The organism is Curtobacterium sp. AB7 (assembly GCF_044909335.1).
In the GTDB taxonomy this organism is placed as follows: domain Bacteria; phylum Actinomycetota; class Actinomycetes; order Actinomycetales; family Microbacteriaceae; genus Curtobacterium.
In genome coordinates, this window is record NZ_JBIYED010000002.1 from 134,029 (window position 1) to 158,627 (window position 24,599).

The following is a 24,599-nucleotide window of genomic DNA, read 5'->3' on the forward strand; positions in this document are numbered from 1 at the left end:
ACCGTCGACGACCACCTTGCGGGCGCCCACGGTCATGCCGCGTCGATCGCGATGAGCGGGGCGACCGCGGCACGGATGGCACGCTGCACGTCCTCGGTGGATCCGCCGGCGTCGACCACCAGGAAGCGGTCGGGCTCAGCCGCCGCCATGTCCAGGAAGGCCCGCCGCACCGACTCGTGGAACGCCTCGGCCTCGGACTCCAGGCGGTCGAACGTGTCGCCACGGGCCGCGGCGACCCGCGCGCGTCCGACCGTCACGTCGAGGTCGAGCAGGATCGTCAGGTCCGGCGCCAGGCCGTCCGCCGCCCACTCCGACACCGAGCGGATGTGTTCGGCGCCGAGGCCGCGCGCGACGCCCTGGTAGGCGACCGACGAGTCGATGTACCGGTCCTGCAGCACGACCTCGTCGCGGGCCATCGCGGGACGCACGACCGTCTCGACGTGGTGCGCGCGGTCTGCCGCGTACAACAGCGCCTCGGCCCGGGGCGACACGTGCCCGCGCTCGTGCAGCACGATCTCGCGGATCCGGAGGCCCAGGTCGGTGCCTCCGGGCTCACGGGTGCGCAGGACGGTGCGGCCGTGCTCGACGAGCCACGCCGAGAGCAGCTCGGCCTGCGTCGTCTTGCCCGCGCCGTCGCCGCCCTCGAGCGTGATGAACCGTCCGGTCACTTCTTCTTCGCCGGCGCCCGTCGGGCCGGCGTCTTCTTCTTGACCGGGCCCTTGGCGCGCTTGTCCGCGATGAGCTGGACCGCACGGGCGTGGTCGACGGCCTCGACGTCCTCGCCCTTCGGGATCGTCGCGTTCGTCTCGCCGTCGGTGACGTAGGGGCCGAAGCGCCCGTCCTTCATCTTGATCGGCTTGCCGGAAACGGGGTCCGCCTCGAACTCCTTCAGCGCGGAGCTCGCGGCACGGTTGCCGCCGTACTTCGGCTGCGAGAAGATCTCGAGCGCACCGGGGAGGTCGATGTCGAAGATCGCGTCTTCGCCCGGGAGCGTCCGGGTGTCCGTCCCCTTCTTCAGGTACGGGCCGTAGCGACCGTTCTGCGCGGTGATGTCGTTGCCGGTCTCCGGGTCCTGTCCGACGACGCGGGGCAGGTCGAGGAGCTTCAGCGCGGTCTCGAGGTCGACGGTCGCCGGGTCCATCGACTTGAAGAGCGAGGCGGTCCGTTCCTTGGGCGCCGCGGCCTTCTTCGTCGTCTTCTTCGCCGGGGCCTTCTTCGCCGGCGCCTTCTTGCCGGTCGTGGTCTCGGCGGGGGCCTCGGCCGCTGCGGGCTCCGGGGCGGCGGCTGCGGCGTCGACGACCTCGCCGGTCTTCGGGTCGACGGTGGGCTCGGGCTCCGGGGTGCGCTCCGTGACGTAGGGGCCGAAACGGCCGTCCTTCGCCAGGACCTCCTTGCCCGTTTCCGGGTTGATGCCCACGACGCGGTCGCCGATGACGGGGGCGTCGACGAGTTCCTTGGCCTTCTCGACGGTCAGCTCGTCGGGTGCCAGGTCCTCGGGGACGTTGACGCGACGCGGCTTCTCCGGGTCATCGCTCGGCACCTCGATGTAGGGGCCGTAGCGACCGATCCGCAGGGTGAGGCCCGGTGCGAGCTCGACCGAGTTGATCTCACGTGCGTCGATCTCGCCGAGGTTGTCGATGACGGTCCGCAGGCCGCGCTGGTCGTCGTCGCCACCACCGAAGTAGAAGCCCTTGAGCCAGTCGACCCGGTCGGCGTCGCCGCGGGCGATCCGGTCGAGGTCCTCTTCCATCTCGGCGGTGAAGTCGTACTCCACCAGTTCGCCGAAGTACTCCTCGAGCAGCCGGACCACGCTGAACGCGATCCAGTTCGGCACGAGCTGGGTGCCGCGCAGGGACACGTAGCCGCGGTCGATGATCGTCGGGCTGATCGTCGGGTAGGTCGACGGACGCCCGATCCCGAGCTCTTCCAGCGTCTTGATGAGGCTGGCCTCGGTGAAGCGCGGCGGCGGCGTGGTGTCGTGCCCCTTCGCCAGCACGTCGTGCACCTCGAGGTGCTCGCCCTGCTTGACGTCGGGCAGTGCGACGTCCTGACCGGCACGTTCGCTCGACTCGTGGCGGTCCTCGTCGCGGCCTTCCTCGTAGGCGCTGAGGAACCCGCGGAAGGTGATGACGGTGCCGGACGCGGTGAACTCGGCGTCCGTGCCGTTCGCGGTCGACGAGATGCCCTCGACCGACTCGGTCGACGCGATGCCGAGCACGATCGATGCGGTCGAACCCTTGGCGTCCGCCATCTGGGACGCGACGGTGCGCTTCCAGATGAGGTCGTAGAGCCGCCACTCGACACCGGTGAGCGTGCCCTGGAGTTCCTGCGGGGTGCGGAAGGTGTCGCCCGAGGGACGGATCGCCTCGTGCGCCTCTTGCGCGTTCTTGCTCTTGCTCGCGTACAGACGGGGCTTGTCCGGCACGGTCGCGGCGCCGTACAGGTCGCCCGCCTGCTTGCGGGCCGCGTCGATCGCCTGCTTCGAGAGCGAGACCGAGTCGGTACGGATGTAGGTGATGTACCCGTTCTCGTACAGCGTCTGCGCCGCACGCGCCGTCTGCCGCGGCGACAGGCGCAGCTTGCGAGCTGCCTCCTGCTGCAGGGTCGACGTGGTGAACGGTGCCGCCGGCCGGCGGGTGTACGGCTTCGAGTCGACGCTGCGGACGGTGGCGTCGCCGGCGCGCTCGAGCACGGTGGTCAGCGAGGCGGCTGCGGCCTCGTCCAGACGCACGACGTCACCGCTGAGCGCACCGCGGTCGTCGAAGTCGCGCCCGGAGGCGACGCGGGTGCCCTGGATCCGGGCGAGTCGCGCCGAGAAGGAGGACTCCCCCGTCTTCTCGAACCGAGCGGAGAGGTCCCAGTAGTTGGCCGAGACGAACGCGAGACGCTCGCGCTCGCGGTCGACCACGAGCCGGGTCGCGGCGGACTGCACACGACCGGCCGAGAGGCCGGGAGCGACCTTGCGCCACAGGACCGGCGAGACCTCGTACCCGTAGAGACGGTCGAGGATGCGGCGGGTCTCCTGCGCGTCGACGAGGGCGGTGTCGAGCTCACGGGTGGCCTCCTGCGCACGCTGGATCGCCTCCTTCGTGATCTCGTGGAAGACCATCCGCTTGACGGGGACCTTCGGCTTGAGGACCTGGAGCAGGTGCCAGGCGATCGCTTCACCCTCGCGGTCTTCATCTGTCGCGAGGTAGAGCTCGTCGGCGTCCTTGAGCGCACGCTTGAGCTCGGCGACCGTCTTCTTCTTGGCGTCGGACACGACGTAGTACGGCTCGAAGCCGTTGTCGACGTCCACCGAGAACTTGCCGAGGGAGCCCTTCTTGAGCTCGGCCGGCAGGTTCTTGGGCTCGACGAGGTCGCGGATGTGTCCGACCGAGGCCTGGACTTCGTATCCGTCACCGAGGTATTGCGCGATCGTCTTCGCCTTCGCAGGGCTCTCGACGATCACGAGCTTCTTCGTGCCTGGCACGTGTCTCCTTGATCCGTGGTGCTGGTCGGCCCTGGACACGAACGTGTCCGGGTCGCCCGGGACATCGGTGACCGGTGGCCGACAGGCACACCATACACACCGTGGTCGGGGTGGTCGGGGTGGTCGTCCGCCGGACCGGCGACCGCGGATGCGCCGACGGCGAACGGTCCGGAGCCGACGACCACCCGCACCTGGGCCGTCGCGGCGGCGAGGTCGCAGGCCACGAGGGCCGAGCCGTTCGCCCGTGCGACCCGCTCGGCGACGTCGCACGGCGACCCCGTCAGGAGTCCGATGGACGCCGCAGCGGCCGAGGTCGCGGCGGCGTCGGCGGCGTCCCCGGCCCGGACTGCCTGCGTGCGGTGTCCGGCGGCGGCGAGCGCCGACGACGCGACGAGCACCCCGACGCCGAGGACGGCGGCGACGAGCACGGTCACCGAACCGCGCTCGGGGTCAGCGTCCCCCGGTCGCAGCACACGCCGTCGCCCGGAGCGGCAGCGCCGAGAACGGACCGGTGCCACCGCGCGTCGCGTCGACGCACACCAGGTCGTCGGTGCGCCGGACGGTGACGGAGGATCCGGGTGCGATCCGCTCGGCGGCGGCGAGTCCGACGGCGTCGTCGCCGCGCCCGACGCCCCGCGCGGCCGCCGCAGCGGCCGACTGCAGGCGTCCCTGTCCGTCGACGACCAGCACGGCCGCGACGAGCAGGGTGAGGACGAGGGCGACGGCAGGCAGCACGACCGCGAACTCGACCGTGACCGAGCCCCGGTCGGAGCGCCGCCCGTGGTCACAGCGAGAGGGCACCGCGGACGAGTTCGGTGAGGATGGTCTGCACCTCGCCCGAGCGCATGACGGCGACGAGCACACCGGCGAACGCCACGGCGGCGAGGATGACGACCGCGTACTCGGCGGTCGCGGACCCCTGGTCGTCCTGGGCGACGGCGCGGAGCCGGTCGAGGACGCGGCTGGTGCGACGGATTCGGTTCGGGGTGGTGCTCATGGGTTCGTCCCTTCTGTTGCGGTGATCCCAGCGTCGCGCGTGGCCACTGCACGATCGGGGCCTCGAGCGCCATCTGTGGAGAGGTCATCGCGCACCGACGACGGTGGAGGAGAGGACGCCCACCACGACGGGGACCACCCCGACGAGCACGAACGCGGGCAGGACGCAGACGCCGAGCGGCAGCACCAGTCGGACGGCCAGGCGCTCGGCCGCGGCGAGCCCGGCGGCGGCAGCGTCGTCACGGACGTCCTCCGCGGCGCGGCGCAGCAGTCCTGCCGCGGGCACGCCCGCCCGCCTGGCCAGGTCGAGGACCTCGCGCAGACGGACCACGTCGGCCGCCGGCGGGACGATCCCGTCGGCGGCACGACGGACCGCCTCGCCGGCGTCGATCCACGAACCGCCGCCCGAGACGGCGACCGCCCAGGCGTCGAGGACGACCCCGGGCACGCGTCCGTCCGGCGTCGCCGACCGGACGAGCCGTGCGGTCCAGGCGCGCCCGGACAGGACGAGCACGGCGGCGAGCGCTGAGCAGACCCAGCCGAGCGGCGAGCCCGTGAGGACCTGCACGGCGCCTGACCCCCACGCGGCCCCGAGTCCGAGGCCGAACAACGGCAGCGCCAGGACGACGCGGGCACTGGTGCGCGGGCCGGCGAGGGCGACCCGGACCGCCCGGTCCGACGCGGCCGATCGACGGAGCGCTCCGGCGAGGGCACCGAGGGTGTCCGCAACGGGGGCACCGGTCTGCTCCGCGACCCGCAGGACGACGGCGATGTCCGCGGACGCGGGAGCGATCCCCGCGCGAGCGGCCCCCGCAGGGAGCCGGCCGACCAGTTCCCAGGCCCGCGGCGGCGGGACCCCGGCGGCGACGAGCGTCGCGACCCGGTCCAGGGTGCCGGCCACGCGCGCCGGGTCGAACGGCACGGGACGCCGGGCCCGACGCCCCGGGAGCGACCCCTTGCTCACGGTGTTCCGTCCACCGGGCGCACCCCGAGCCTCCCGTCCGACCCGACGTGGAACGCGCCCACCGCGGCGAGCCGTCGTCCACCAGCCCGACGCTCGACGTGGAGCACCAGGTCGAACGCACTGACCGCTTGTCGGGCCAGCGCCTCGACGCCGAGCCCGGCGAGGGCGCCGAGCGCCTCGAGCCGAGCGGCGACGTCCGCGACACCGTTGGCGTGCACGGTGCCGGCGCCCCCGTCGTGGCCCGTGTTCAGCGCGGACATGAGCTCGCGGACCTCGGCGCCCCGGCACTCCCCCACGACGATTCGGTCCGGGCGCATCCGCAGGGCCTCGCGCACGAGCCGGTCGAGGCCGAGCGCGCCGACGCCCTCGGCGTTCGCCTGCCGTGCTTCGAGTGCGACCACGTGCGGGTGGGCGATGCGCAACTCGGCGACGTCCTCGACCGTGACGATCCGCTCGTGGACCGGGACGGCGCCGAGCATCGCGGCGAGCAGGGTGGTCTTGCCGCTGCCGGTGGCACCGGTGACCAGGACGTTGCGGCGCTGGTGCACCGCGTCCTCGACGACGGAACGCGGCACGTGCTCGAAGGTGCCGGCGCGGTCGAGGGCGGCGAGGGTCGGACGGTCTGGGTGTGGGAGCCGGATCGAGAGGGCCGTGCCACCGACCGAGACCGGGGCCAGCACGACGTGCACTCGGATCCCGTCGCCGTGCCGGACGTCCGCACACGGCGTGGTCTCGTCGACGTGGCGGCCGCCGAGCGCCACCAGCCGCGTGGCGAGCTCGCGGGTGCGTGCCTCGGTCAGGCGTGGCGCGACGGCTTCGAGTCCGACGCCACGGTCGGTCCAGGTACCGACGCCGCCGACGACCAGGACGTCGGTGACCCCGGCGTCCGTCACGAGTCCGGCGAGTTCCTCGAACTCGACGGCACCGTGCGTTCGGCGTCGGAGGGCAGCGGCAGCAGCCCCGGGAAGGAACGGCCCGGCCTCGGGCAGGAACGGCGTGGCACGGTGACGGTGCATGACGCCAGAGCGTAGGAGGAGAGCCGTTTTCGGCATCCGGTGCCACAACCAGCCTGTGGAGGGGTAAGTGCCGACGGCACCAACGGACCGATTTGTCCCCCGAAACGGAAAGCCGTACCCCACTCGGCGACGAGCGCCCGACACGGCGTGACGGCGGACGACGCGAGCAGGTCCCGTCGATCACGGGCGCCGGGGCGGAGTAGCAACTGCTACGAGACCGCCGGCCACTCCATGCGTGAGCATGTACCGGTCTGTCCACTCGACCGGCGTCCCCGTGCGGATCGCCGCCGATCGTCGGCGGCCGGCGAACGCTGATCGCTCGAGCCGGACCCCGGACAAAAGAAGAGGCGGCACCGGTTGGGGGGAACTGGTGCCGCCTGGACACCGAAGGATTGGGGGGAATCCGATTCGATGCCGCTGGAAACGAGTCCAGCAGGATCTACTGTACCCCACGATCCGCCCCTCGGGGCAACCCCCGACACGACCGCCGGGCGTGCCGCCGCGACCAGGACACACCGGCGTCCGCCGTCGCGGCCCCGCTGCCCCGCACCCGGGCCCGCCACCGCGGCCCCGCTCCCCCGCACCCGGGGCGCGACTCGTCACGGAACCGCGCAGCGCACGGGCCGCCGCTCGTCACGGAACCACGCAGCGCACCGGCCGAGGGGTAGTCTCCGTGGCGCACCCTGAGGACGCAACGACGCGAAAGGACATCGATGTCCACTCCGACCCAGACCGACCACCGCGAGGACGACGGCGCCACCTTCCCGCCGACGCCCGAGTTCGTCGCCGACGCCGTCGCGCACGAAGACCTGCACGAGGCCGCCGCCGCCGACCGCGAGGCCTTCTGGGCCGAGCAGTCCCGCAGCCTGCTCGACTGGCGCACCCCGTTCACGCAGACCCTCGACTGGTCCGGCGCCCCGTTCGCGAAGTGGTTCGCCGACGGCACGCTCAACGTCGCCGAGAACTGCCTCGACCGGCACGTCCGCGCGGGGAACGGCGACCGCGTGGCGATCCACTTCGAGGGCGCACCCGGCGACACCCGCCGGATCACCTACGCCGAACTCACCGCCGACGTGCAGCGCGCCGCGAACATGCTCACCGACCTCGGTGTCGGGCAGGGTGACCGAGTGGTCGTCTACCTCCCGCTCATCCCCGAGGCGGTGGTGACGATGCTCGCCGTCGCCCGCATCGGTGCCGTGCACTCCGTGGTCTTCGGCGGGTTCAGCGCCGAGAGCCTCCGCGCCCGCATCGAGGACGCCGGCGCGAAGCTCGTCGTCACGGCGGACGGCGGCTGGCGCCGTGGCGCGGTGTCCGCGCTCAAGCCCGCGGTCGACGAGGCACTCGAGGGCGAGGGCACCGACAGCGTCGAGCACGTCCTGGTCGTCAAGCGCGGTGGCAACGAGATCGCCTGGAACGACCGCGACGTGTGGTGGCACGACGAGTTCGCGAAAGCGGACGCCACACACGAAGCGCAGGCCTTCCCCGCCGAGAACCCCCTCTTCATCCTCTACACCTCGGGCACGACCGGGAAGCCGAAGGGCATCGTGCACACCTCCGGCGGGTACCTGACCCAGGCCGCGTACACGCACAAGAACGTGTTCGACATGCACCCGGAGAAGGACGTCTACTGGTGCACCGCCGACATCGGCTGGATCACCGGGCACTCGTACGTCGTCTACGGCCCCCTGGCGAACGGCGTGACGCAGGTGCTCTACGAGGGCACGCCCGACGAGCCGAAGCCCGGCCGCTGGTGGGACATCGTCGACTCCTACGGCGTCACCGTCCTGTACACCGCCCCCACCGCCGTCCGTGCGGCGATGAAGGCCGGTCGCGAGATCCCGGAGGCCCGCAGTCTCGAGACCCTGCGACTGCTCGGCAGCGTCGGCGAACCGATCAACCCCGAGGCCTGGAACTGGTACCGGCAGGTCATCGGCCACGACCGCACACCCATCGTCGACACGTGGTGGCAGACCGAGACCGGCGCGATCATGATCTCCGCCCTGCCCGGCGTCACGAAGCTCAAGCCCGGTGCCGCGCAGACGCCGCTGCCCGGCATCGTCGCCGAGATCGTCGACGACGACGGCAACCGCGCCGACCCCGGCGAGAGCGGCTACCTCACCATCACCGAGCCGTGGCCGTCGATGGCGCGCGGCATCTGGGGCGACCCGGACCGCTTCGTCGAGACGTACTGGTCGCGGTTCCCCGGCCGCTACTTCGCCGGCGACGGCGCACGGCTCGACGGTCAGGGCGACATCTGGATCCAGGGCCGCGTCGACGACGTCATGAACGTCTCCGGCCACCGCCTGTCGACGGCCGAGATCGAGTCCGCCCTGGTCGGACACGAAGGCGTCGCCGAGGCCGCCGTCGTCGGAGCCGCCGACGAGACGACCGGGCAGGCGGTCGTCGCGTACGTCATCCTGACCGCCGAGGCCGCTGCGGACGTCGACCGCGAATCGGCGTCGACCGAACTCCGCAACTGGGTGGGCAAGCGCATCGGCGCGATCGCGAAGCCCCGTCAGGTGGTCATCGTCCCCGAACTGCCGAAGACGCGCTCCGGCAAGATCATGCGGCGTCTGCTCCGCGACGCGGCCGAGGGCCGCCGCATCGGCGACACGACGACGCTCGCCGACCCGACGATCATGGCGACCATCGCGGAACTCACGGAGTCCCGGTGACGGAAGCAGGGCCTCCCGTCCATCTCGGACTGGAGGCCCTGCTCACGTTCGTTCCGTCGGTCGCTGCCGTCAGGCGGTGAGCTCCACCACCAGCTCGACCTCGACAGGAGCGTCCAGCGGCAGCACCGCGACGCCCACCGCGCTGCGCGCGTGGACCCCGGCATCGCCGAAGACCTCGCCGACCAGCGTGGAGGCGCCGTTCGCGACCCCGGGCTGGCCCGTGAAGGACGGCTCCGACGCGACGAAGACGGTGACCTTGACGACCCGGGCGACGCGGTCGAGCGAGCCAGCGAGCGACTCGACGGCGGCGAGTGCGTTGAGCGCTGCCACGCGGGCCTGCGCGGTGGCGGTCTCGGCGTCGACCGACGCCCCGACCTTGCCGGTGACGGGCAGCGCGCCGTCGACGAACGGCAGCTGCCCGGCCGTGTAGACGTACTGGCCGGTGACGACCGCAGGGACGTACGCGGCGACGGGTGCGGCGACCGGCGGGAGCGTCAGCCCCAGCTCGGCGAGGCGGTCCGCGACGCTCATGCGTCGGCCTTCGGGCGCTTGAGGTACGCGACGAGTCCACCCTCGGGGCCGGTGACGATCTGGACCAGCTCCCAGCCCTCGTCCCCGTAGTTGTTGAGGATGGCGGTGGTGTTGTGGATCATCAGGGGCGTGGTGAAGTACTCCCAGCGAGTCATGCGGTTCCTTGCCAGCCTTTCAGTCGTGGGTGTCGTTTAGGCTGCATCCTATGTCTGCCCAGAAGACGTCTGCCTCGCGGACCAAGCCCGTCTCAGCAGTCGGCGCCTTCATCGGATTCGTCGGGTTCAGCGCCCTCGCCGGCCTGCTGGTCACGATCGGGGTCACCCCGGCCATCGCGGTCGCCGGTGTCACGACGACGTCGACGATCGGTGTGTTCGAGTCCCTGCCGGAGTACATCGAGATCGGTGACCTGCCGCAGCGCAACGAGCTGTACGCGTACTCGGGCGGCAAGTCGGTGCACTTCGCGACCGTCTACGACCAGAACCGGCAGGAACTGAAGTTCGACCAGATCAGCGAGCAGCTGAAGAACGCCGCCATCGACGGCGAGGACAAGCGCTTCTACAGCCACGGTGGCGTCGACATGACCTCGCTCATCCGCGCGGGCGTCGGCAGTGTCGCGGGCGGGCTCGGCGAGTCGGGCGGTGGGTCGACGTTGACCATGCAGCTCGTGCGCAACATCAAGATGAACGAAGCCCTGAACCTGCCCACCAAGAAGGAACAGCAGAAGGCCTACAACGAGGCCGTCGAGCAGACCATCCCCCGCAAGCTCGAGGAGATGAAGCTCGCGATCGGGCTGGCGAAGAAGTACTCCAAGAAGGAGATCCTCACCGCCTACCTGAACATCGCCTACTTCGGCGACCAGACCTACGGTGTGCAGGCCGCCGCGCAGCACTACTACAACAAGAGCGCGACGAAGCTGACCCCGGCCGAGGCCGCCTCGCTCATGGCCATCGTGCAGTACCCCGAGGCACGCAACCTGTCGAGCCCGAAGAAGTACGAGGCGAACGTCGCCCGGCGCAACGTCATCCTCAAGTCGATGTACGCGCAGGAGAACCTGACGAAGGCCGAGTACGACCAGGCCATCGCGGCGAGCCCGAAGGACTACGTCCACCTGACCGAGCCGTCGCAGGGCTGCCGGGCATCGGTCGGCGACGGTTCGCAGTTCTTCTGCGACTACGCCGTCAAGGTCGTGAAGGAGATGTCCCAGCTCGGCTCGTCGCAGAAGGCGCGCGACACCGCGTGGCGGAACGGCGGCTACAAGGTCCAGACGTCGCTGAACATCGACCTCAACGCCGAGCAGAAGCAGCTCGTCAACACCTACGACAACAAGGCCGAGACCAACCTCGCGCTCGGTGCGACGCTCAACTCGATCGAGGCCGGCTCCGGCCGCATCGTGACGATGGCGCAGAACAAGGACTACGACCAGTCCCTGAAGTCCGCCCCGACGTCGACGTCCATCAACTACAGCGTGGACTACAAGTACGGCAACTCCGGCGGGTTCCAGACCGGCTCGACGTACAAGCTCTTCACCCTGCTCGCATGGCTCAAGGCCGGCCACGGTCTAAACGAGGTCGTGAGCGGCGCTCCACGCAACATGTCGACGGGGTGGACCGCTTGTGGCGCACCCATCACGGCCGGCAACTACAACCCGAAGAACGACAGCCCCGGCGAGAGCGGCAACTACACCGTCGCCGCTGCGACCGCCGGATCGATCAACCTCGCGTTCCTGAACATGGCGCAGAAGCTCGACCTCTGCGACATCCGCGACACCGCGGAGTCCCTCGGCGTGCACCGTGCCGACGGCGGCGAGCTGCAGTACAACCCGTCCGCGGTCCTCGGGACCAACGACATCGCCCCGATGACGATGGCCGCGGCCTACGCTGCCGTCGCCAACAACGGGATCTACTGCAAGCCGATCGCCATCGACCAGATCACCGCGCCGTCCGGCAAGCAGCTCGGCGGCCAGACGAAGGACTGCAAGCAGGCGATCGACCCCGAGGTCGCACACGCAGCCGTCTACGCCATGAAGGGCACGATCACCAGCGGAACGGCACGCGGGGCGCAGACGCCGGACGGCACGCAGCTGTTCGCGAAGACCGGCACCACCGACACCGCGAACCAGATCTGGCTCGTCGGGTCGAGCTCGCGCGTCGCCACGGCGTACTGGCAGGGCAACACCGACGGCAAGCTCAACAACCTCCGTCACTACAGCAACGGCGTGAACGGCACCTACGCCGGCGTCCGTGCGGACGTGTGGAGGCAGGCGATGACCCCGATCAACGCGGTCTACCCCGCGGGACCGTTCACGGACCCGAACACGTCCGCACTCCGTGGCAACGCCAAGGCGCTCCCGGACGTCCGCGGCAAGAGCGCCGACGAGGCCCGTGCCGCCATCTCCGGCGCCGGTTTCTCGTACGTCGACGGCGGGCAGCAGACCGGCGGCGGCGCGGCGGGCTCCGTGACGACGACCTCGCCGGCAGCAGGCTCGCTCCTGTCGTCGGGTTCCGCCGTCACCGTGTACACGTCGGACGGCTCGCAGGGGACCGTTCCCGAGATCGGTGGGGACTCGCTCGGTGATGCCCGCTCCGCCCTCAACGACGCCGGTTTCGGCAACGTCGCCGTGACGGACGACTACGCCAAGGGCGGTGGCAACAAGACCTGCAAGGTCGCAGCCGTCGACCCGGCGATCGGAGCCGCAGCCGACAAGAACACCGATGTGCGGATCAAGCTCTACGGCGACAAGGACGGCAAGGCGCCGAAGGAGTGCAAGTGACGCGCGGTCGCGCCGCCCTCGGGGTCCTCGCAGCCGGAGCGGCCGCCGGCGCCGCCTCGTTCGCCTGGGGTTCCCTGGTCGAACGCCGACGCTTCGGGATCCGGTGGGAGACCGTCCCGGTCCTCCCGCCGGGGGCACGTGACGTGACCGTCCTGCACCTGTCCGACATCCACATGGCCCCGTGGCAGGCCGACAAGCAGCAGTGGCTGCGCGACCTGTCCCTGGTCGAGCCGGACTTCATCGTCAACACCGGCGACAACCTCGGGCACCCCACGGCGAACGCGGCCGTGGAGTACGCGCTGGAACCGTTCCGCGGCGTCCCCGGCGTGTTCGCGTACGGGTCGAACGACTTCTTCGGGCCGTCGCCGCGCAACCCGCTGAAGTACTTCTCCGGTCCGAGCCGGATGCACAGCGGGGCGAAGCCCGTCGAACTCGACATCGACCGGCAGACCGCGTTCTTCGAGTCCCTCGGTTGGCTCGACCTGAACGACCACGCCCACGCCGTCGAGCTCCGCGGCTCGCGCTTCGAGCTGTTCGGCACCTCGGACGCCCACCGCGACTGGGACCGCCTCGACCTGCTCCCCACGAACGTCGACGAGATGCGCGGCGAGGTGCCCTGGTCGGAGGACGAGGACGGCCCCACTCCCGTCGCGATCGGTGTCACGCACGCGCCCTACCGCCGCGTGCTCGACGCCTTCGTCACCCAGGGCGCAGACGTCATCTTCGCCGGGCACACGCACGGCGGCCAGGTCCAGGTCCCCGGGGTCGGTGCCCTCGTCACGAACAGCGACCTGCCCCGCCGGTACGTCAGCGGACTGCACAAGTGGGAGCACCGGAACCACTGGTCGTGGCTCGAGGTCTCGGCCGGTCTCGGCACCTCGATCTACGCGCCCGTGCGCTTCGCTTGCCGCCCCGAGGCGGTCGTCGTCACCCTCACCGCCCGCACCTCCTGACGACGCGCCCGGGAGTTCGCCGGATGGTCGTGAGCACCCCGATCATCGGATAGTATTGTCGGGTTGCTCCGGTACGGAGTGATCACACCGCGGGGTGTGGCGCAGCTTGGTAGCGCGCCTCGTTCGGGACGAGGAGGTCGCAGGTTCAAATCCTGTCACCCCGACACTGTGTTGAGACAGTACGAAGAAGGCCCTGGTTCTCCGGAACCGGGGCCTTCTGCTTGTTCACGGTGGGGCGCTCGGTCCTACACCTTCCGACACACGACGTGACCGCTGCTCCTCCGGCTGCGACGACGCGGCTAGCCTCGACAGCGATGTCACGCGCCGACCACCTCCGCCCGGTCCTCGAACGGATCGCCGCACAGTTCCCCGAGCTCGCCGACGACCCGGTCCTGACGCGGAACCTCGTCGACAACGTGACGTCGATGGTCGCCGAGGCACACGAGCGCTACGTCGCCGGTGCCGAGGACAGCGTGGTGAGCGGCGCGTACCTCGATCCGGACCACCTGGCCACCGGCTCTCTGCACGCCGAGCAGTCCCAGCACCCGGCCGGCGCGATGCTCGCCGCGGAGATGCTCTTCGACGCCTACCTGCCGGTCTTCGTGGACGAGGTCCGCGCGGAGTCCACCGCCGAGGTCCTGCGCGCCACCAGGGCCCTGCATGCGGGCATCTGGAGCCGCTTCCCCGCCGGGGCCGTGGCCTACACGGAAGCGCTGCGCCAGCGCGTCACGACGGCGCACCTGGACTCCCGCACGCAGATCGCCCGTGACCTGCACGACCGCGTGGCGCACGGCATCCTCGCCGGGCTGCAGCGGCTCGACCTGGTGCTGCTGACCGATCCCCCGGCCGGCGAACGGGCCGACCAGCTCGACGACGCGGCGCGACTGCTGCGCGGAGCGCTCGGCGACGTGCAGGACCTCGCGGTGAGCCTGCACGCCCGCGTGGGCGACGCCCTGCTCGACGACGCGGTCGCCCGGCACGCCAGGGACCTGTTCGCCGACGACGACCGTCTGTCGTTCAGCACCACGGGTGCGCCCGAGCACCTGCCGAACTGGCAGGCCGAGGAAGCACTGACGATCCTGCTCGAGGCGCTCACGAACCGGCGGAAGCACGCGCCGAGCTCCTCCGCCGAGGTGCACTTCGCGTGGACCCAGGCCGCCCTCGTCGTGACGGTGTCCGACGACGGTCCGGGCTTCGACCCCGCCGCCGACACCGATGGGCGCCTCGGGCAGCAGACCATGCGCGAGCGAGCCGCCGTCATCGGGGCGCGACTCGACGTCGAGAGCACCCCGAGTACCGGCACCGACACCGGCACTGGTTCCGGCACCACCGTCCGCCTGACGATCCCGAGGGGCATGCTGTGACCATCACGCACGTCGCCATCGTCGACGACCACCGGCTGTTCCGCGAAGGACTGGCCACGATCCTCGCGGCCGTCCCCACGATCCGCGTGGTCGCACACGGCGAGCGTCCGTCCGACGTCCTCGACTCCCCCGAGGCTGCCGCCATCGACGTCCTGCTCCTCGACGTCGAGCTCGACGGTCCGCCGGCGCGCACCACGATCGCCACGGTGCGCCGAACCCGTCCGGACATCCGCGTGGTGGTGCTCACGATGCACCGGGATGCCGTCCTGCGCCGGACGCTGCTCGACGCCGGCGCGGTCGACTTCGTGACGAAGGACACCCCGAGCCGCGAGCTCGTCGACCGCATCGCACGGGCCGCGCACGCCGACGCCGCGCCGGTGACGTTCCCGGTCGACCTGGTCAGCGAGGCCCGCGCGGGCTCACCGCTCAGTGACCGCGAACTCGAGGTCCTGCGGCTCCTGGCGGCCGCACGCACCAACGCCGAGATCGCGGCGGACCTGCAACTCGCGATCGGCACGGTCAAGCGGCACGTCTACAACGTGTTCCGCAAGCTCGATGTCGGTTCGCGGGTCGGCGCCGTGGCTGCAGCGACGCGCCTGGGGCTGCTCACCTGAGGCTCCGCTCCACTTGGTGAGCAGAAACGGTCGGGTGCCCGACGGCGACCCGACCGTTTCTGCTCACCAAGCGAGCTAGACCGACGCGGACGCCCCCGCGGACGCCGACGCACCCGCGGGCACGAGCCGCCCTGCGGCGTGCAACCCCGCGACGACGTCGAGCGCCTGGTGCCGGTACCGCGCCTGCGCAGCCCCCGGCGCGACGATCACGCCGTTCGCCCCGGTGGACTCCACGAGCGCGTTGATCTTGTCCGCCACCTGGTCGGCGGTGCCGTACGCCTGGCGCTCGGTCCGCGCGGCGATGAACCGACGCTCGAGGTCGTTGAACTCGTACGCACGGGCCTCGTCCATCGAGACCGGCTCGGGCTTCGCCCCCTGCCGCATCCGGATGAACGAGATCATCCCGGGAGCGCTCTGCTCGTCGACGACGGCCGGGTCCTCGTCGGTGACGACCTGCACGCCGATGAGTGCGTTCGGCGTCTGGCGGAACCGCGAGGGCCGGAACGAATCGCGGTACAGCGCGAGCGCCGCCTCGGTGTTGTCCGACGCGAAGTGGTGGGCGAAGGCGAACGAGACGCCGAGCGCCCCGGCCACCTGCGCGCTGTACCCGGAGGACCCGAGCAGCCAGAACTCCGGCACGTCGCCGTACCCGGGGACGGCACGGATGCGGGACAGCGGGTTCGACTCGTCCATGCCGGTGAAGAACCCGATCAGGTCGGCGAGGCGGTCCGGGAAGTCGTCGACGTCGAGCCGGTCGGTGCGGCGCAGCGCCATCGCGGTCGCCCCGTCGGTGCCCGGCGCACGGCCGAGCCCCAGGTCGACGCGGTCGCCGTACAGCGCACGGAGCGTGCCGAACTGCTCGGCGATGACGAGGGGTGCGTGGTTCGGCAGCATGACACCGCCGGAACCGATGCGGATGGTCGAGGTGGCCGCGCCGACGGCGCTCAGCAGGACCGCGGGGGCCGACGAGGTGATGCCGGGCATGCCGTGGTGCTCGGCGACCCAGAACCGCTCGTAGCCGAGCTTCTCGGCGTGGACCGCCATGTCGATCGAGCCCTGCAGGGCTTCGGTGTTGGACTGGCCGTACTCGCGCGTCGCCAGGTCCAGGACGGACAGGTGCAGGGTGTCGTCGCTCATGTGGTCACCAACGCGCGCCGCGGCGCACGCATTCCACGACGAGACCGCCTCCTCCACCGGTCAGGACACGCCGTCGTCCGCCAGCCGACCGGTCACCAGGCGTCGCCCGAACGTCGCACAAGCGACGGGTCGCGACCGAACGGCGGACGCATGCGGCGCGCCTTGGACGTCAGGCGCGACGGCCGGGAGGCCCGTGGCGGGGCTGCACCGCGCCTCCAGGCCGTCTGCGGTCGCGTCTCGGACGCCGAGCGGTCACGACGTGCTGCGCGCACCGCGCGGACCGGTCACGTCCGGTCGCCCGACGAGCGCACCGTCGACGCGACGCGACCGCTCGACGAACCCGAGCGGGGTGTCGTGACCGGCCGGCGGGCGCGACCGCTCAGGCGCCGTCGAGCCGGCCGCCGGACTCCGTCAGGTAGCAGTTGGCGCAGAGCGACTCGTAGGCGACGTCGACGCCGTCGATGGCGACCTGCGAGCCGTCGAAGACGAACCGGCCGTCGACGGTGCGAGCGTTGAAGACCGCCTTGCGACCGCACCGGCAGATCGTCTTGAGTTCTTCGAGCGAGTGCGCGACCTCGAGCAGGCGGGCGCTGCCCGGGAACGCCTCGGTGCGGAAGTCGGTGCGGATGCCGTACGTGATCACCGGGATCTCGTCGAGGACCGCGATGCGCAGCAGGTCGTCGACCTGTCGCGGGGTGAGGAACTGCGCCTCGTCGACCAGCACGCAGCTGACGGAGCGGACCATGCCGTCGAGGCGGTCGGACTGGGGGTCGACGGCGCCGGCCGCGGCGACGGCGGACCGGACGTCGGCATCGGGGGCGAAGACCAGGTCGACGGTGCGGGTGACACCGAGGCGGGAAACGATCTCACGGTCGCCCTTGGTGTCCACCGCGGGCTTCGCGAGCAAGACCCGGTGACCGCGCTCTTCGTAGTTGTAAGCAGCCTGCAGGAGCCCCGTGCTCTTGCCGCTGTTCATCGCGCCGTAGCGGAAGTAGAGCTTCGCCACTACGCGAGGAACCCGTCCTCGGCGGCCCGTCGGATCAGGTCGGACTTCTTCGAGGCGGGACGGCCGACCTTGCTGTACTTCTCGCGGACCCGACGCAGGTAGGTCTTCGCGGTCTCGTACTGCACGTTCATCTGCGCGGCGACCTCGTTCGTCGAGTAGCCGGACACGTACAGCCGCAGCGCTTCTTCCTCGCCGTGGCTGAGCTTCGGACGCTGGTGTGCGGCCGCGCCGGTGGGCAGCGGACGCCACTCGCGCGGCTGCGGGGTCTCGCGTGCGACGCCCATGATCTCGCGGGCGACGTCCATGACCTCGCGCATCGGCAGGGACTTCGACAGGAACGCCGCGGCGCCTGCTGCCAGGGCACGGTCGCGGGACTCGCGGCTGTCGACGCTGGAGAGCACGATCACCTTCGCGCCGGCGGCACGGCAGGTGCGGACACGGGCCTCGATCGAGACGGGTTCCTTGAGCTGGAAGTCGAGGAACACCAGGTCGGTCGGGAAGCTGTCGCTGTGGACCATCTCGAGCCAGGTGTGCGCGGTCAGGGCCAGGTCGAAGTCGAACGCGTTCACCGCGATCCAGCTCGACAGGCTGTCCAGCAGCACCTCGTGGTCGTCGAGGATGGCCAACCGCACACGTCGTGCCCCCGGGTTCGGGAGGGACGGGGACCCCTCCGAGAGCCTGTTCGGGTCAGTGCTGGTCATAGGAGAACCTTAGTGCGAGGGCGGACGGACGAACCGCGACGTCGAGGTCGGGGAACGTCACACGGAGGACGGCGAAGTAGGGGTCGAAGGTGCGGTGGATCCCGACGTCGGAGTCGGCCACGGCGAGGTCGAGTGCGAGCAGCACGCGGGCGCCGCGGGCAGGGTCGGTGCGGGCCGGGTCGGTGCGGGCCGGGTCGGCGCGGGCCGGGTCGGCGCGGGTGGCCGCGTCGTCCTGCCCGTCCGCGCGCCGGACCGTTGCCCGGAACCCGGCCGGGTCGACGGTCGAGGCACGGAAGGCAGCCCGCAGGAACGTCCGCACCACGGAGCGCTGGTCGGCGTCGAGCATCGCGGTGAGCCCGTCCGGGTCGTCGACCACTGGGGCGTCCCCACCCTCGACCCGCACGGCCTGCTCGAACCAGGTGCGGTCCGCGTCGGCGACCATCGCCCGGCGGATGCCGTCGGCGATCAGTCGTGCCCGTTCGCGGTCGGCGTCGGTGATGACCTCGCGCGTGCGCAGCTCGGCGAAGAACGGTGCGACGTCGCGGGCGAGGATCGTCGACCGGTCCTGCTGCACGCTCGCCGCGATGCCGTCCCGCTCCGCACGCTCGACGGAGTAGGAACCGGCCCGGATCTGCACCCGCTCGGCCAGGCCCGCGAACGTCCACGCGAAGACGGCCGACGCAGCGGTCAGCACCAGCGTCGGTGCCGCCGCCAGGAAGGCCGCGACGTCGACGGGGATCTCGTGCGGGAACGTCGCTGCGCCGACACCCCAGGTCACGGCGTTGACGACGGCGAGCAGGGCGCCGCCGATGGTCAGGTCCGTCCAGGGCCGGTACGGCGCGACCATGACGATGCCGGTCGCGGTGATGAGCGACATGAAGTCGTTCAGGGCGCTGCGGTCGGGTCCCCACTGCGCGGCGACGCTCGTCACCGACGCCAGCCCGAGCAACCCGACGTGCGCGACGAACGCCCACCGCGGGAACGGTGCGCGGAACGGACTCGAGGCGGTGAACACGACCGCTGCCGACGCCGCGACCAGGATGACGGTGAGCGCGCTGAGGGTGGGGCTGCCCACGACGTCACGGTCGAACACGGAGACCAGGAGTGCCCAGACGATGCTGGCGGCGCCGAGCCCGATCGCGAGCGGACGCGACCCCATGGCGCCGAGCGGGTCGTACTGCTGCGCGGTCCGACGGGCCTCGTTCGTGGCGCTCACCGGTCGGCTCCCTGCACGCCGCCGACCTCGTCGGGGACCGCGGTGCCGACGTGGTCGGTGGCCACGGCGTCGGTCGTGGCGGTGACCGGTCCGAACGGCACCGTCATCATCACGCTCGTCCCCGAACCGGGCGACGACCAGATCTGGACGTCGCCGCCCACCCGATGGATGCGGTCGCGGACGGAGCCACGCAGGCCCATCCGGTCGGAGCCCGTGGAGTCCTCGTCGAAACCGCGACCGTCGTCGACCACCATCACGGTGCACGACGCACCGTCGTCGAAGACGCTGACCTCGGCCGCGTCGACACCGGCGTGCTTGTGGACGTTGGCCAGACACTGCCCCACGGCGCGGACGAGTGCGGTGACGGCGCGCTGGTCGAGCCGGTCGAGTGCGGACGGGTCGCCGGACACCGTGACGTCCAGACCGGCGGCACGGTGCTCGTCGACCATGACGGCGAACGCGTCGAGCGCTGCGCCCGGCCGCTGCCGGGCGGCCGGTGCGAGCCACCCCTTGCCGGTCAGGACGGCGACGTCGGCCTCGATGGTCCGCGCCAGGTGCGGGTCCATCGGCCCGTCGGGCGCCAGGGCGATCGCGTTGAGGTGGTTGAGGACGGTGTCGTGCAGGATCGCGGCCGCCTCGGCCTCGACCCCGGCACGGTACGCGGAGACGTGCTCCTCACGCGCCGACCGCAGCAGCTCCGGCTGCACCCGCTCCGACCGACCGGTGCTCCGGCTCGTGAACAGCACCAGGACGACCACGAAGCCGAGCGTCACCCAGGCGAGCACGAGCGGACGCGGCGGGCCGTCGGCCTGGACGACCGCGATCCACGTCGCCACCCGACCGGTCAGGAACCCGAGGAAGGACCACAGCACGACGCGGCTCGGCACCGCGCCGGCGCCGCCGACCAGGATGAGCGGGATGACCGCCAACGACAGCAGGTACGAGGTGACCCAGCCCAACGGGACCTGCTGCTGCACGACCATCGCGAACCACCAGGCGCAGACGCCGCCGACGACCAGGAACGCGACCGCGGAGCGCCAGGTGCCGAACTGCACGTGCACGCCGATCATGCCGAGCATCGGGACGAGCGCCAGGACCGCACTGATCACGTGCACGTCGGGCTCGGACAGCCGGTACAGCAGCAGCGCGATCGCCGCCGCCACCAGCGATCCGATCGCACCGGCGTGGAAGGCCCGCACCGTCGACCACGCGTTCACTCGCGGAGCGAGGTGCGTGGGGATGCCGAGCACGAGATGGGTCCTTCCGGGTGGCAGGAATGCCGCCCACGATCAAACACCTCGGTGCTGACCGTGTACCCCGAAACAGCGTCCGTTCGGCGACCCGGTCGATGATACCGGCCCCCACGATGCTCCGATGTCCCCCGAACGCGCAACCTTCGTTGCTCAGAACAACGTCTGCGTCGCGACCGGTCGGAGCAGACGGCGGTCGAAGCCCGGATCCGCGCGCTTGAGCGGCGACGTCGTCGGGATCGACTGCTCCTGCGGCACCGTCGAGGGGTCCGAGAAGCCCATCGACCCCGTCGCCGGGTCGACGCGTCCGAGGCCGACGCCGTGCGCCGCCAGGATCGGTCGGATGCGCTCCGACAGCCAGCGGCGGTAGTCCTTCGGCGCGAAGGTGTTGTCGAGGTACATCGCCCGGTAGCGCGCCACCAGGTCGGGCCGTTCGCGTCCGAGCCACTCGAACCACCACGGCTTCACGCCCGGCCGCAGGTGCAGCGCGGAGTACATGACGCTCGTGGCACCGGCCGCCGCAGCCCGACCGACGGCATCGTCGAGGTGTGCACGGGTGTCGGTGATGTACGGCAGCACGGGCATGAGGAACACCGCGCAGTCGAGCCCGGCGTCGCGGATCGCCCGCACGGTGGCGAGCCGCGCAGCCGTCGTGGGCGTGCCGGGCTCCACCGACTGCTGCAGGTCGTCGTCGTACACGGCGATCGACATCGCGAGGTCGACCGGCACTACCTTCGCCGCCTCGGCCAGGAGCGGCAGGTCACGCCGGAGCAGCGTGCCCTTCGTCAGGATGCTGAACGGTGTGCGGCTGTCCGCCAACGCCTGGATCACCCCGGGCATCAGTCGGTACCGACCCTCGGCACGCTGGTACGGGTCGGTGTTCGTGCCGAGCGCGATCGGGTGGCGGTCCCACGTGGGCTTGCCGAGCTCACGCCGCAGGACGTCGGCCACGTTCGTCTTCACGACGATCTGCTGGTCGAAGTCGGCCCCGCCGTCGAACTCGAGGTAGGTGTGCGTCGGCCGTGCGAAGCAGTACACGCACGCGTGACTGCAGCCCCGGTACGGGTTGATGGTCCACCCGTAGGTGCCGGAACCGTCGGCGCTCGGCACCCGGTTCAGCGCGCTCTTTGCCAGGACCTCGTGGAACGTGACGCCCGCGAACTCGGGCGTCGTCACACTCCGCACGAACCCGCTGTTCGACTCCATGCCCGGCAGTGCATCGCTCTGCTCGGCATCGATCGCCTGTCCACTCCACCGCATGCCGTCATTCGAACACATGTTCGAACAGGCCGCAAGCCGGGGCTGTTCAGTGGTGCAGGCCGAGCACCTTCGCCGTGCGCTCGAGGGTGGCGTCGGCCAGGGCGGCGTCGTCGCCGAGGTCCTGCCCGTAGGTCGGGACCATCTCGTGGACCGCGTCCTGCCAGCCGTCCCAACGGTCGGGGAAGCACTTCCGGAGCAGGCCGAGCATGATCGGCACCGCGGTCGACGCCCCCGGCGAGGCCCCGAGGAGCCCGGCGATCGAACCGTCGGCGGCCGTGATGACCTCGGTGCCGAACTGCAGCACCCCGCCCTTGTCCTTGTCCGGCTTGATGACCTGCACCCGCTGGCCCGCGATGATCTTGTGCCAGTTCTCGGGCTCGGCGCTCGGCATGAAGTCGCGCAGCGCGTCGAACTTGGTCTGCTTCGAGGCGAGCAGCTGGCCGATCAGGTAGCGCACCAGGTCGAAGTTCGAGAACGCGACGCTCAGCATCGGGCGCAGGTTGTGCGGTCGGATCGACTTGAACAGGTCGAGCATCGACCCCTGCTTCAGGAACTTCGGGCTGAAGCCGGCGTACGGCCCGAACATCAGCGACGCGTTGCCGTCGACGATGCGGGTGTCCAGGTGCGGCACCGACATCGGCGGCGCACCCACGCTGGCCTTGCCGTAGACCTTGGCTGCGTGCTTCTGCACGACCTCGGGATCGTCGGTGCGCAGGAACTCGCCGGAGACCGGGAAGCCGCCGTACCCGCGGATCTCCGGGATGCCGGACTTCTGCAGCAGCTGCAGGGCCCCACCACCGGCACCGACGAAGACGAACTTGGCGGCGATCTTCTGCGTCGACCGACCGACCTCGTTCAGGACGTCGAGCGCCCAGCCGTCGAAGTCCTTGCCCCGCGAAATGTTCTTGACCTGGTGGTTCGGTTCGAACTCGAGACCGTCGAGTTCGAGCTGGTCGAAGAGCTGCCGGGTGAGCGACCCGAAGTCGACGTCGGAGCCCGCCGCCGAGTAGGTCGCCGCGATCGGCTGGTCCTTCTTGCGACCGGGGATGAGCGCGGGCGCCCACTTGCGGATCTGGGCGGGGTCGTCCGAGAACTCGATCCCGGCGAACAGCGGATGCCCCCGCATGGCCTCGTACCGCTTGCGCATGTACTCGACGTTGTCCGCACCCCAGACGAAGGAGATGTGCGGGGTCGGGTTGATGAAGTTCGACGGGTCGGGCAGCGTACCGGTCTCGACCAGGTGCGACCAGAACTGCCGCGAGACCTGGAACTGCTCGTTGACCGTGACGGCCTTCGCGATCTCGACGCGACCGTCAGCGAGCTCGGGCGTGTAGTTCAACTCGCAGAGCGCGGAGTGCCCGGTGCCGGCGTTGTTCCACGGGTTCGAGGACTCCTGCGCGACGGCGCCGAGACGCTCGTACACGCGGATCTTCCACGAGGGCTCGAGCCGGTGGATGATCGCGCCGAGGGTGGCGCTCATGATGCCTCCCCCGACGAGGACGACATCGATCGGGTCCACCTGCTTCACTGCCACCCGTCGATCCTACCGGCGTCGACCGACAGGCCGGTCAGCCGCGCGCGGCGACCGTGCCGCTGCGCGCGGCCGTGCCGCTACGCAGCGACGGTGCGGCGCGCGACGATCGCCTCGGCGATCTGCACCGCGTTGAGCGCTGCACCCTTCCGCAGGTTGTCGTTGCTGACGAACAGCGCGAGCCCACGCCCCTCGGGCGCGGACTGGTCGGCACGGATGCGCCCGACGAACGCGGGGTCCTGGCCAGCGGCCTGCAGCGGCGTCGGCACGTCCGACAGCTCCACGCCGGGTGCGCTCGACAGGATCTCGGTCGCACGCTCGGGCGACAGCGGACGCTCGAACTCGGCGTGCACCGAGATGGAGTGGCCGGTGAAGACCGGCACACGCACGCACGTGCCGGCGACGAGCAGGTCGGGGAGCTCGAGGATCTTGCGGCTCTCGTTGCGGAGCTTCTTCTCCTCATCGGTCTCGCCCAGGCCGTCCTCGACGATGCTGCCGGCGAGCGGCACGACGTCGAAGGCGATCGGGCGGACGTACTTCACCGGCTCGGGGAACGTCACGGCGGAACCGTCGTGGGTGAGCGCTGCGGTGTCCTGCTCGAGGGCAGCACGCGCCTGGCCGAGCAGTTCCTCGACGCCGGCGAGCCCGGAGCCGGAGACGGCCTGGTAGGTCGTGGCGACCAGACGGCGGAGCCCGGCCTCGGTGTCCAGCACCTTGAGCACCGGCATGATCGCCATGGTGGTGCAGTTGGGGTTCGCGATGATCCCCTTCGACGCCTGGTCGATCGCGTGCGGGTTGACCTCGCTCACGACGAGCGGGACCTCGGGGTCCATGCGCCAGGCGCTCGAGTTGTCGACGACGAGCGCCCCGGCCGCGGCGAACTTCGGCGCGAGGGCCCGCGAGGCGGTGGCGCCGGCCGAGAACAGGGCGATGTCGATCCCCGACGGATCGGCCAGCTCGGAGTCCTCGACCACGATCTGCTCGCCGCGGAACGGCAGGGGCGTGCCGGCGGACCGGGCGCTCGCGAAGAACCGGACCTGGTCGGCCGGGAACGCGCGCTCTTCGAGCAGACGACGCATCACGGCGCCGACCTGTCCGGTGGCGCCGACGACGGCGACGGTGAGGGTGCTCATGCGGTGCTCC

General features: G+C 71.1%; 22 protein-coding genes and 1 tRNA gene. 6 read left to right on the plus strand and 17 right to left on the minus strand.

Annotation, left to right across the window (positions count from 1 at the left end; genetic code table 11):
* Nucleotides 1-32 precede the first annotated feature (32 nt).
* From tmk to ABH929_RS06620, 7 genes are all read right to left on the minus strand, one after another.
* The gene (gene tmk, locus ABH929_RS06590) at nucleotides 33-668 is read right to left on the minus strand and encodes a dTMP kinase (protein WP_404560577.1); all 636 of its coding nucleotides are present in this window, start codon (nucleotides 666-668) and stop codon (nucleotides 33-35) included.
* The gene (gene topA / locus ABH929_RS06595) at nucleotides 665-3,472 is read right to left on the minus strand and encodes a type I DNA topoisomerase (RefSeq protein WP_263089859.1); all 2,808 of its coding nucleotides are present in this window, start codon (nucleotides 3,470-3,472) and stop codon (nucleotides 665-667) included. Before topA ends, tmk begins: the two co-directional genes overlap by 4 nt.
* Complete coding sequence (locus ABH929_RS06600) at nucleotides 3,448-3,906, minus strand: hypothetical protein (RefSeq protein ID WP_404560578.1); 459 nt, start codon at nucleotides 3,904-3,906, stop codon at nucleotides 3,448-3,450. Before ABH929_RS06600 ends, topA begins: the two co-directional genes overlap by 25 nt.
* A gap of 16 nt (nucleotides 3,907-3,922) precedes the next feature.
* Nucleotides 3,923-4,336: a TadE family type IV pilus minor pilin gene (locus tag ABH929_RS06605; protein ID WP_404560579.1), complete on the minus strand. Its 414-nt coding sequence runs from the start codon at nucleotides 4,334-4,336 to the stop codon at nucleotides 3,923-3,925.
* Nucleotides 4,257-4,469, minus strand: coding sequence for a DUF4244 domain-containing protein (locus ABH929_RS06610; RefSeq protein WP_404560580.1), 213 nt, complete (start codon nucleotides 4,467-4,469; stop codon nucleotides 4,257-4,259). Before ABH929_RS06610 ends, ABH929_RS06605 begins: the two co-directional genes overlap by 80 nt.
* Nucleotides 4,470-4,553: 84 nt before the next feature.
* Entirely contained in the window at nucleotides 4,554-5,432 is an 879-nt protein-coding gene (locus tag ABH929_RS06615; protein ID WP_404560581.1) for a type II secretion system F family protein, read from the minus strand.
* On the minus strand, nucleotides 5,429-6,448 hold the full coding sequence (locus ABH929_RS06620) for a CpaF family protein (RefSeq protein WP_404560582.1): 1,020 nt from the start codon (nucleotides 6,446-6,448) through the stop codon (nucleotides 5,429-5,431). The genes ABH929_RS06615 and ABH929_RS06620 overlap by 4 nt, the downstream gene beginning before the upstream one ends.
* Nucleotides 6,449-7,161: 713 nt before the next feature.
* On the opposite strand from ABH929_RS06620, the gene acs reads away from it, so the two are divergent.
* Nucleotides 7,162-9,123 (plus strand): acetate--CoA ligase, encoded by a 1,962-nt coding sequence (gene acs, locus ABH929_RS06625; protein ID WP_404560583.1) that lies wholly within the window; start codon nucleotides 7,162-7,164, stop codon nucleotides 9,121-9,123.
* A gap of 69 nt (nucleotides 9,124-9,192) precedes the next feature.
* Here the strand turns inward: acs and ABH929_RS06630 are convergent, their stop codons facing one another.
* Nucleotides 9,193-9,654 carry a RidA family protein gene (locus tag ABH929_RS06630; RefSeq protein ID WP_404560584.1) on the minus strand — a complete coding sequence of 154 codons (462 nt, stop codon included), beginning with the start codon at nucleotides 9,652-9,654 and terminating at the stop codon, nucleotides 9,193-9,195.
* Nucleotides 9,651-9,809, minus strand: coding sequence for a DUF4177 domain-containing protein (locus tag ABH929_RS06635; RefSeq protein WP_017888699.1), 159 nt, complete (start codon nucleotides 9,807-9,809; stop codon nucleotides 9,651-9,653). The genes ABH929_RS06630 and ABH929_RS06635 overlap by 4 nt, the downstream gene beginning before the upstream one ends.
* A 50-nt stretch (nucleotides 9,810-9,859) precedes the next feature.
* Here ABH929_RS06635 and ABH929_RS06640 point away from each other — a divergent pair, with 50 nt between their 5' ends.
* The 5 genes from ABH929_RS06640 to ABH929_RS06660 all read left to right on the plus strand — a co-directional run bounded on the left by ABH929_RS06640 (nucleotide 9,860) and on the right by ABH929_RS06660 (nucleotide 15,355).
* The gene (locus tag ABH929_RS06640) at nucleotides 9,860-12,424 is read left to right on the plus strand and encodes a transglycosylase domain-containing protein (protein ID WP_404560585.1); all 2,565 of its coding nucleotides are present in this window, start codon (nucleotides 9,860-9,862) and stop codon (nucleotides 12,422-12,424) included.
* Nucleotides 12,421-13,377: a metallophosphoesterase gene (locus ABH929_RS06645; RefSeq protein ID WP_404560586.1), complete on the plus strand. Its 957-nt coding sequence runs from the start codon at nucleotides 12,421-12,423 to the stop codon at nucleotides 13,375-13,377. The genes ABH929_RS06640 and ABH929_RS06645 overlap by 4 nt, the downstream gene beginning before the upstream one ends.
* 90 nt (nucleotides 13,378-13,467) lie before the next feature.
* Nucleotides 13,468-13,541 (plus strand) — tRNA-Pro (locus ABH929_RS06650).
* A gap of 150 nt (nucleotides 13,542-13,691) precedes the next feature.
* A complete protein-coding gene (locus ABH929_RS06655) occupies nucleotides 13,692-14,741 on the plus strand; it encodes a sensor histidine kinase (protein WP_404560587.1) in 1,050 nt (349 codons plus the stop codon).
* Nucleotides 14,738-15,355 carry a response regulator gene (locus tag ABH929_RS06660; RefSeq protein ID WP_404560588.1) on the plus strand — a complete coding sequence of 206 codons (618 nt, stop codon included), beginning with the start codon at nucleotides 14,738-14,740 and terminating at the stop codon, nucleotides 15,353-15,355. Before ABH929_RS06655 ends, ABH929_RS06660 begins: the two co-directional genes overlap by 4 nt.
* Before the next feature lie 75 nt (nucleotides 15,356-15,430).
* On the opposite strand, the gene ABH929_RS06665 is transcribed toward ABH929_RS06660, so the two are convergent.
* The 8 genes from ABH929_RS06665 to ABH929_RS06700 all read right to left on the minus strand — a co-directional run bounded on the left by ABH929_RS06665 (nucleotide 15,431) and on the right by ABH929_RS06700 (nucleotide 24,589).
* On the minus strand, nucleotides 15,431-16,492 hold the full coding sequence (locus ABH929_RS06665; protein ID WP_404560589.1) for an LLM class flavin-dependent oxidoreductase: 1,062 nt from the start codon (nucleotides 16,490-16,492) through the stop codon (nucleotides 15,431-15,433).
* A 379-nt stretch (nucleotides 16,493-16,871) separates the two neighbouring features.
* A complete protein-coding gene (locus tag ABH929_RS06670) occupies nucleotides 16,872-17,498 on the minus strand; it encodes a thymidine kinase (RefSeq protein ID WP_404560590.1) in 627 nt (208 codons plus the stop codon).
* Nucleotides 17,498-18,199 carry a response regulator transcription factor gene (locus tag ABH929_RS06675; protein ID WP_235035937.1) on the minus strand — a complete coding sequence of 234 codons (702 nt, stop codon included), beginning with the start codon at nucleotides 18,197-18,199 and terminating at the stop codon, nucleotides 17,498-17,500. Before ABH929_RS06675 ends, ABH929_RS06670 begins: the two co-directional genes overlap by 1 nt.
* The gene (locus ABH929_RS06680; RefSeq protein WP_404560591.1) at nucleotides 18,186-19,415 is read right to left on the minus strand and encodes a hypothetical protein; all 1,230 of its coding nucleotides are present in this window, start codon (nucleotides 19,413-19,415) and stop codon (nucleotides 18,186-18,188) included. Before ABH929_RS06680 ends, ABH929_RS06675 begins: the two co-directional genes overlap by 14 nt.
* A complete protein-coding gene (locus ABH929_RS06685; protein WP_404560592.1) occupies nucleotides 19,412-20,665 on the minus strand; it encodes a sensor histidine kinase in 1,254 nt (417 codons plus the stop codon). Before ABH929_RS06685 ends, ABH929_RS06680 begins: the two co-directional genes overlap by 4 nt.
* A gap of 153 nt (nucleotides 20,666-20,818) precedes the next feature.
* Entirely contained in the window at nucleotides 20,819-21,925 is a 1,107-nt protein-coding gene (locus tag ABH929_RS06690; RefSeq protein WP_333925628.1) for an Rv2578c family radical SAM protein, read from the minus strand.
* Nucleotides 21,926-21,971: 46 nt separating this feature from the next.
* The gene (locus tag ABH929_RS06695; protein ID WP_404560593.1) at nucleotides 21,972-23,459 is read right to left on the minus strand and encodes a malate:quinone oxidoreductase; all 1,488 of its coding nucleotides are present in this window, start codon (nucleotides 23,457-23,459) and stop codon (nucleotides 21,972-21,974) included.
* 77 nt (nucleotides 23,460-23,536) lie between these two features.
* A complete protein-coding gene (locus ABH929_RS06700) occupies nucleotides 23,537-24,589 on the minus strand; it encodes an aspartate-semialdehyde dehydrogenase (RefSeq protein WP_404560594.1) in 1,053 nt (350 codons plus the stop codon).
* Nucleotides 24,590-24,599: the final 10 nt, after the last annotated feature.

What these genes read in the sequence shown, in the direction of transcription:
- ABH929_RS06610 (WP_404560580.1), bottom strand. Translation starts at nt 4,469, where the DNA reads ATGAGCACCACCCCGAACCGAATCCGTCGCACCAGCCGCGTCCTCGAC.
- ABH929_RS06620 (WP_404560582.1), bottom strand. Translation starts at nt 6,448, where the DNA reads ATGCACCGTCACCGTGCCACGCCGTTCCTGCCCGAGGCCGGGCCGTTC.
- acs (WP_404560583.1), top strand. Translation starts at nt 7,162, where the DNA reads ATGTCCACTCCGACCCAGACCGACCACCGCGAGGACGACGGCGCCACC.
- ABH929_RS06630 (WP_404560584.1), bottom strand. Translation starts at nt 9,654, where the DNA reads ATGAGCGTCGCGGACCGCCTCGCCGAGCTGGGGCTGACGCTCCCGCCG.
- ABH929_RS06635 (WP_017888699.1), bottom strand. Translation starts at nt 9,809, where the DNA reads ATGACTCGCTGGGAGTACTTCACCACGCCCCTGATGATCCACAACACC.
- ABH929_RS06640 (WP_404560585.1), top strand. Translation starts at nt 9,860, where the DNA reads ATGTCTGCCCAGAAGACGTCTGCCTCGCGGACCAAGCCCGTCTCAGCA.
- ABH929_RS06655 (WP_404560587.1), top strand. Translation starts at nt 13,692, where the DNA reads ATGTCACGCGCCGACCACCTCCGCCCGGTCCTCGAACGGATCGCCGCA.
- ABH929_RS06665 (WP_404560589.1), bottom strand. Translation starts at nt 16,492, where the DNA reads ATGAGCGACGACACCCTGCACCTGTCCGTCCTGGACCTGGCGACGCGC.
- ABH929_RS06675 (WP_235035937.1), bottom strand. Translation starts at nt 18,199, where the DNA reads ATGACCAGCACTGACCCGAACAGGCTCTCGGAGGGGTCCCCGTCCCTC.
- ABH929_RS06690 (WP_333925628.1), bottom strand. Translation starts at nt 21,925, where the DNA reads ATGCGGTGGAGTGGACAGGCGATCGATGCCGAGCAGAGCGATGCACTG.
- ABH929_RS06700 (WP_404560594.1), bottom strand. Translation starts at nt 24,589, where the DNA reads ATGAGCACCCTCACCGTCGCCGTCGTCGGCGCCACCGGACAGGTCGGC.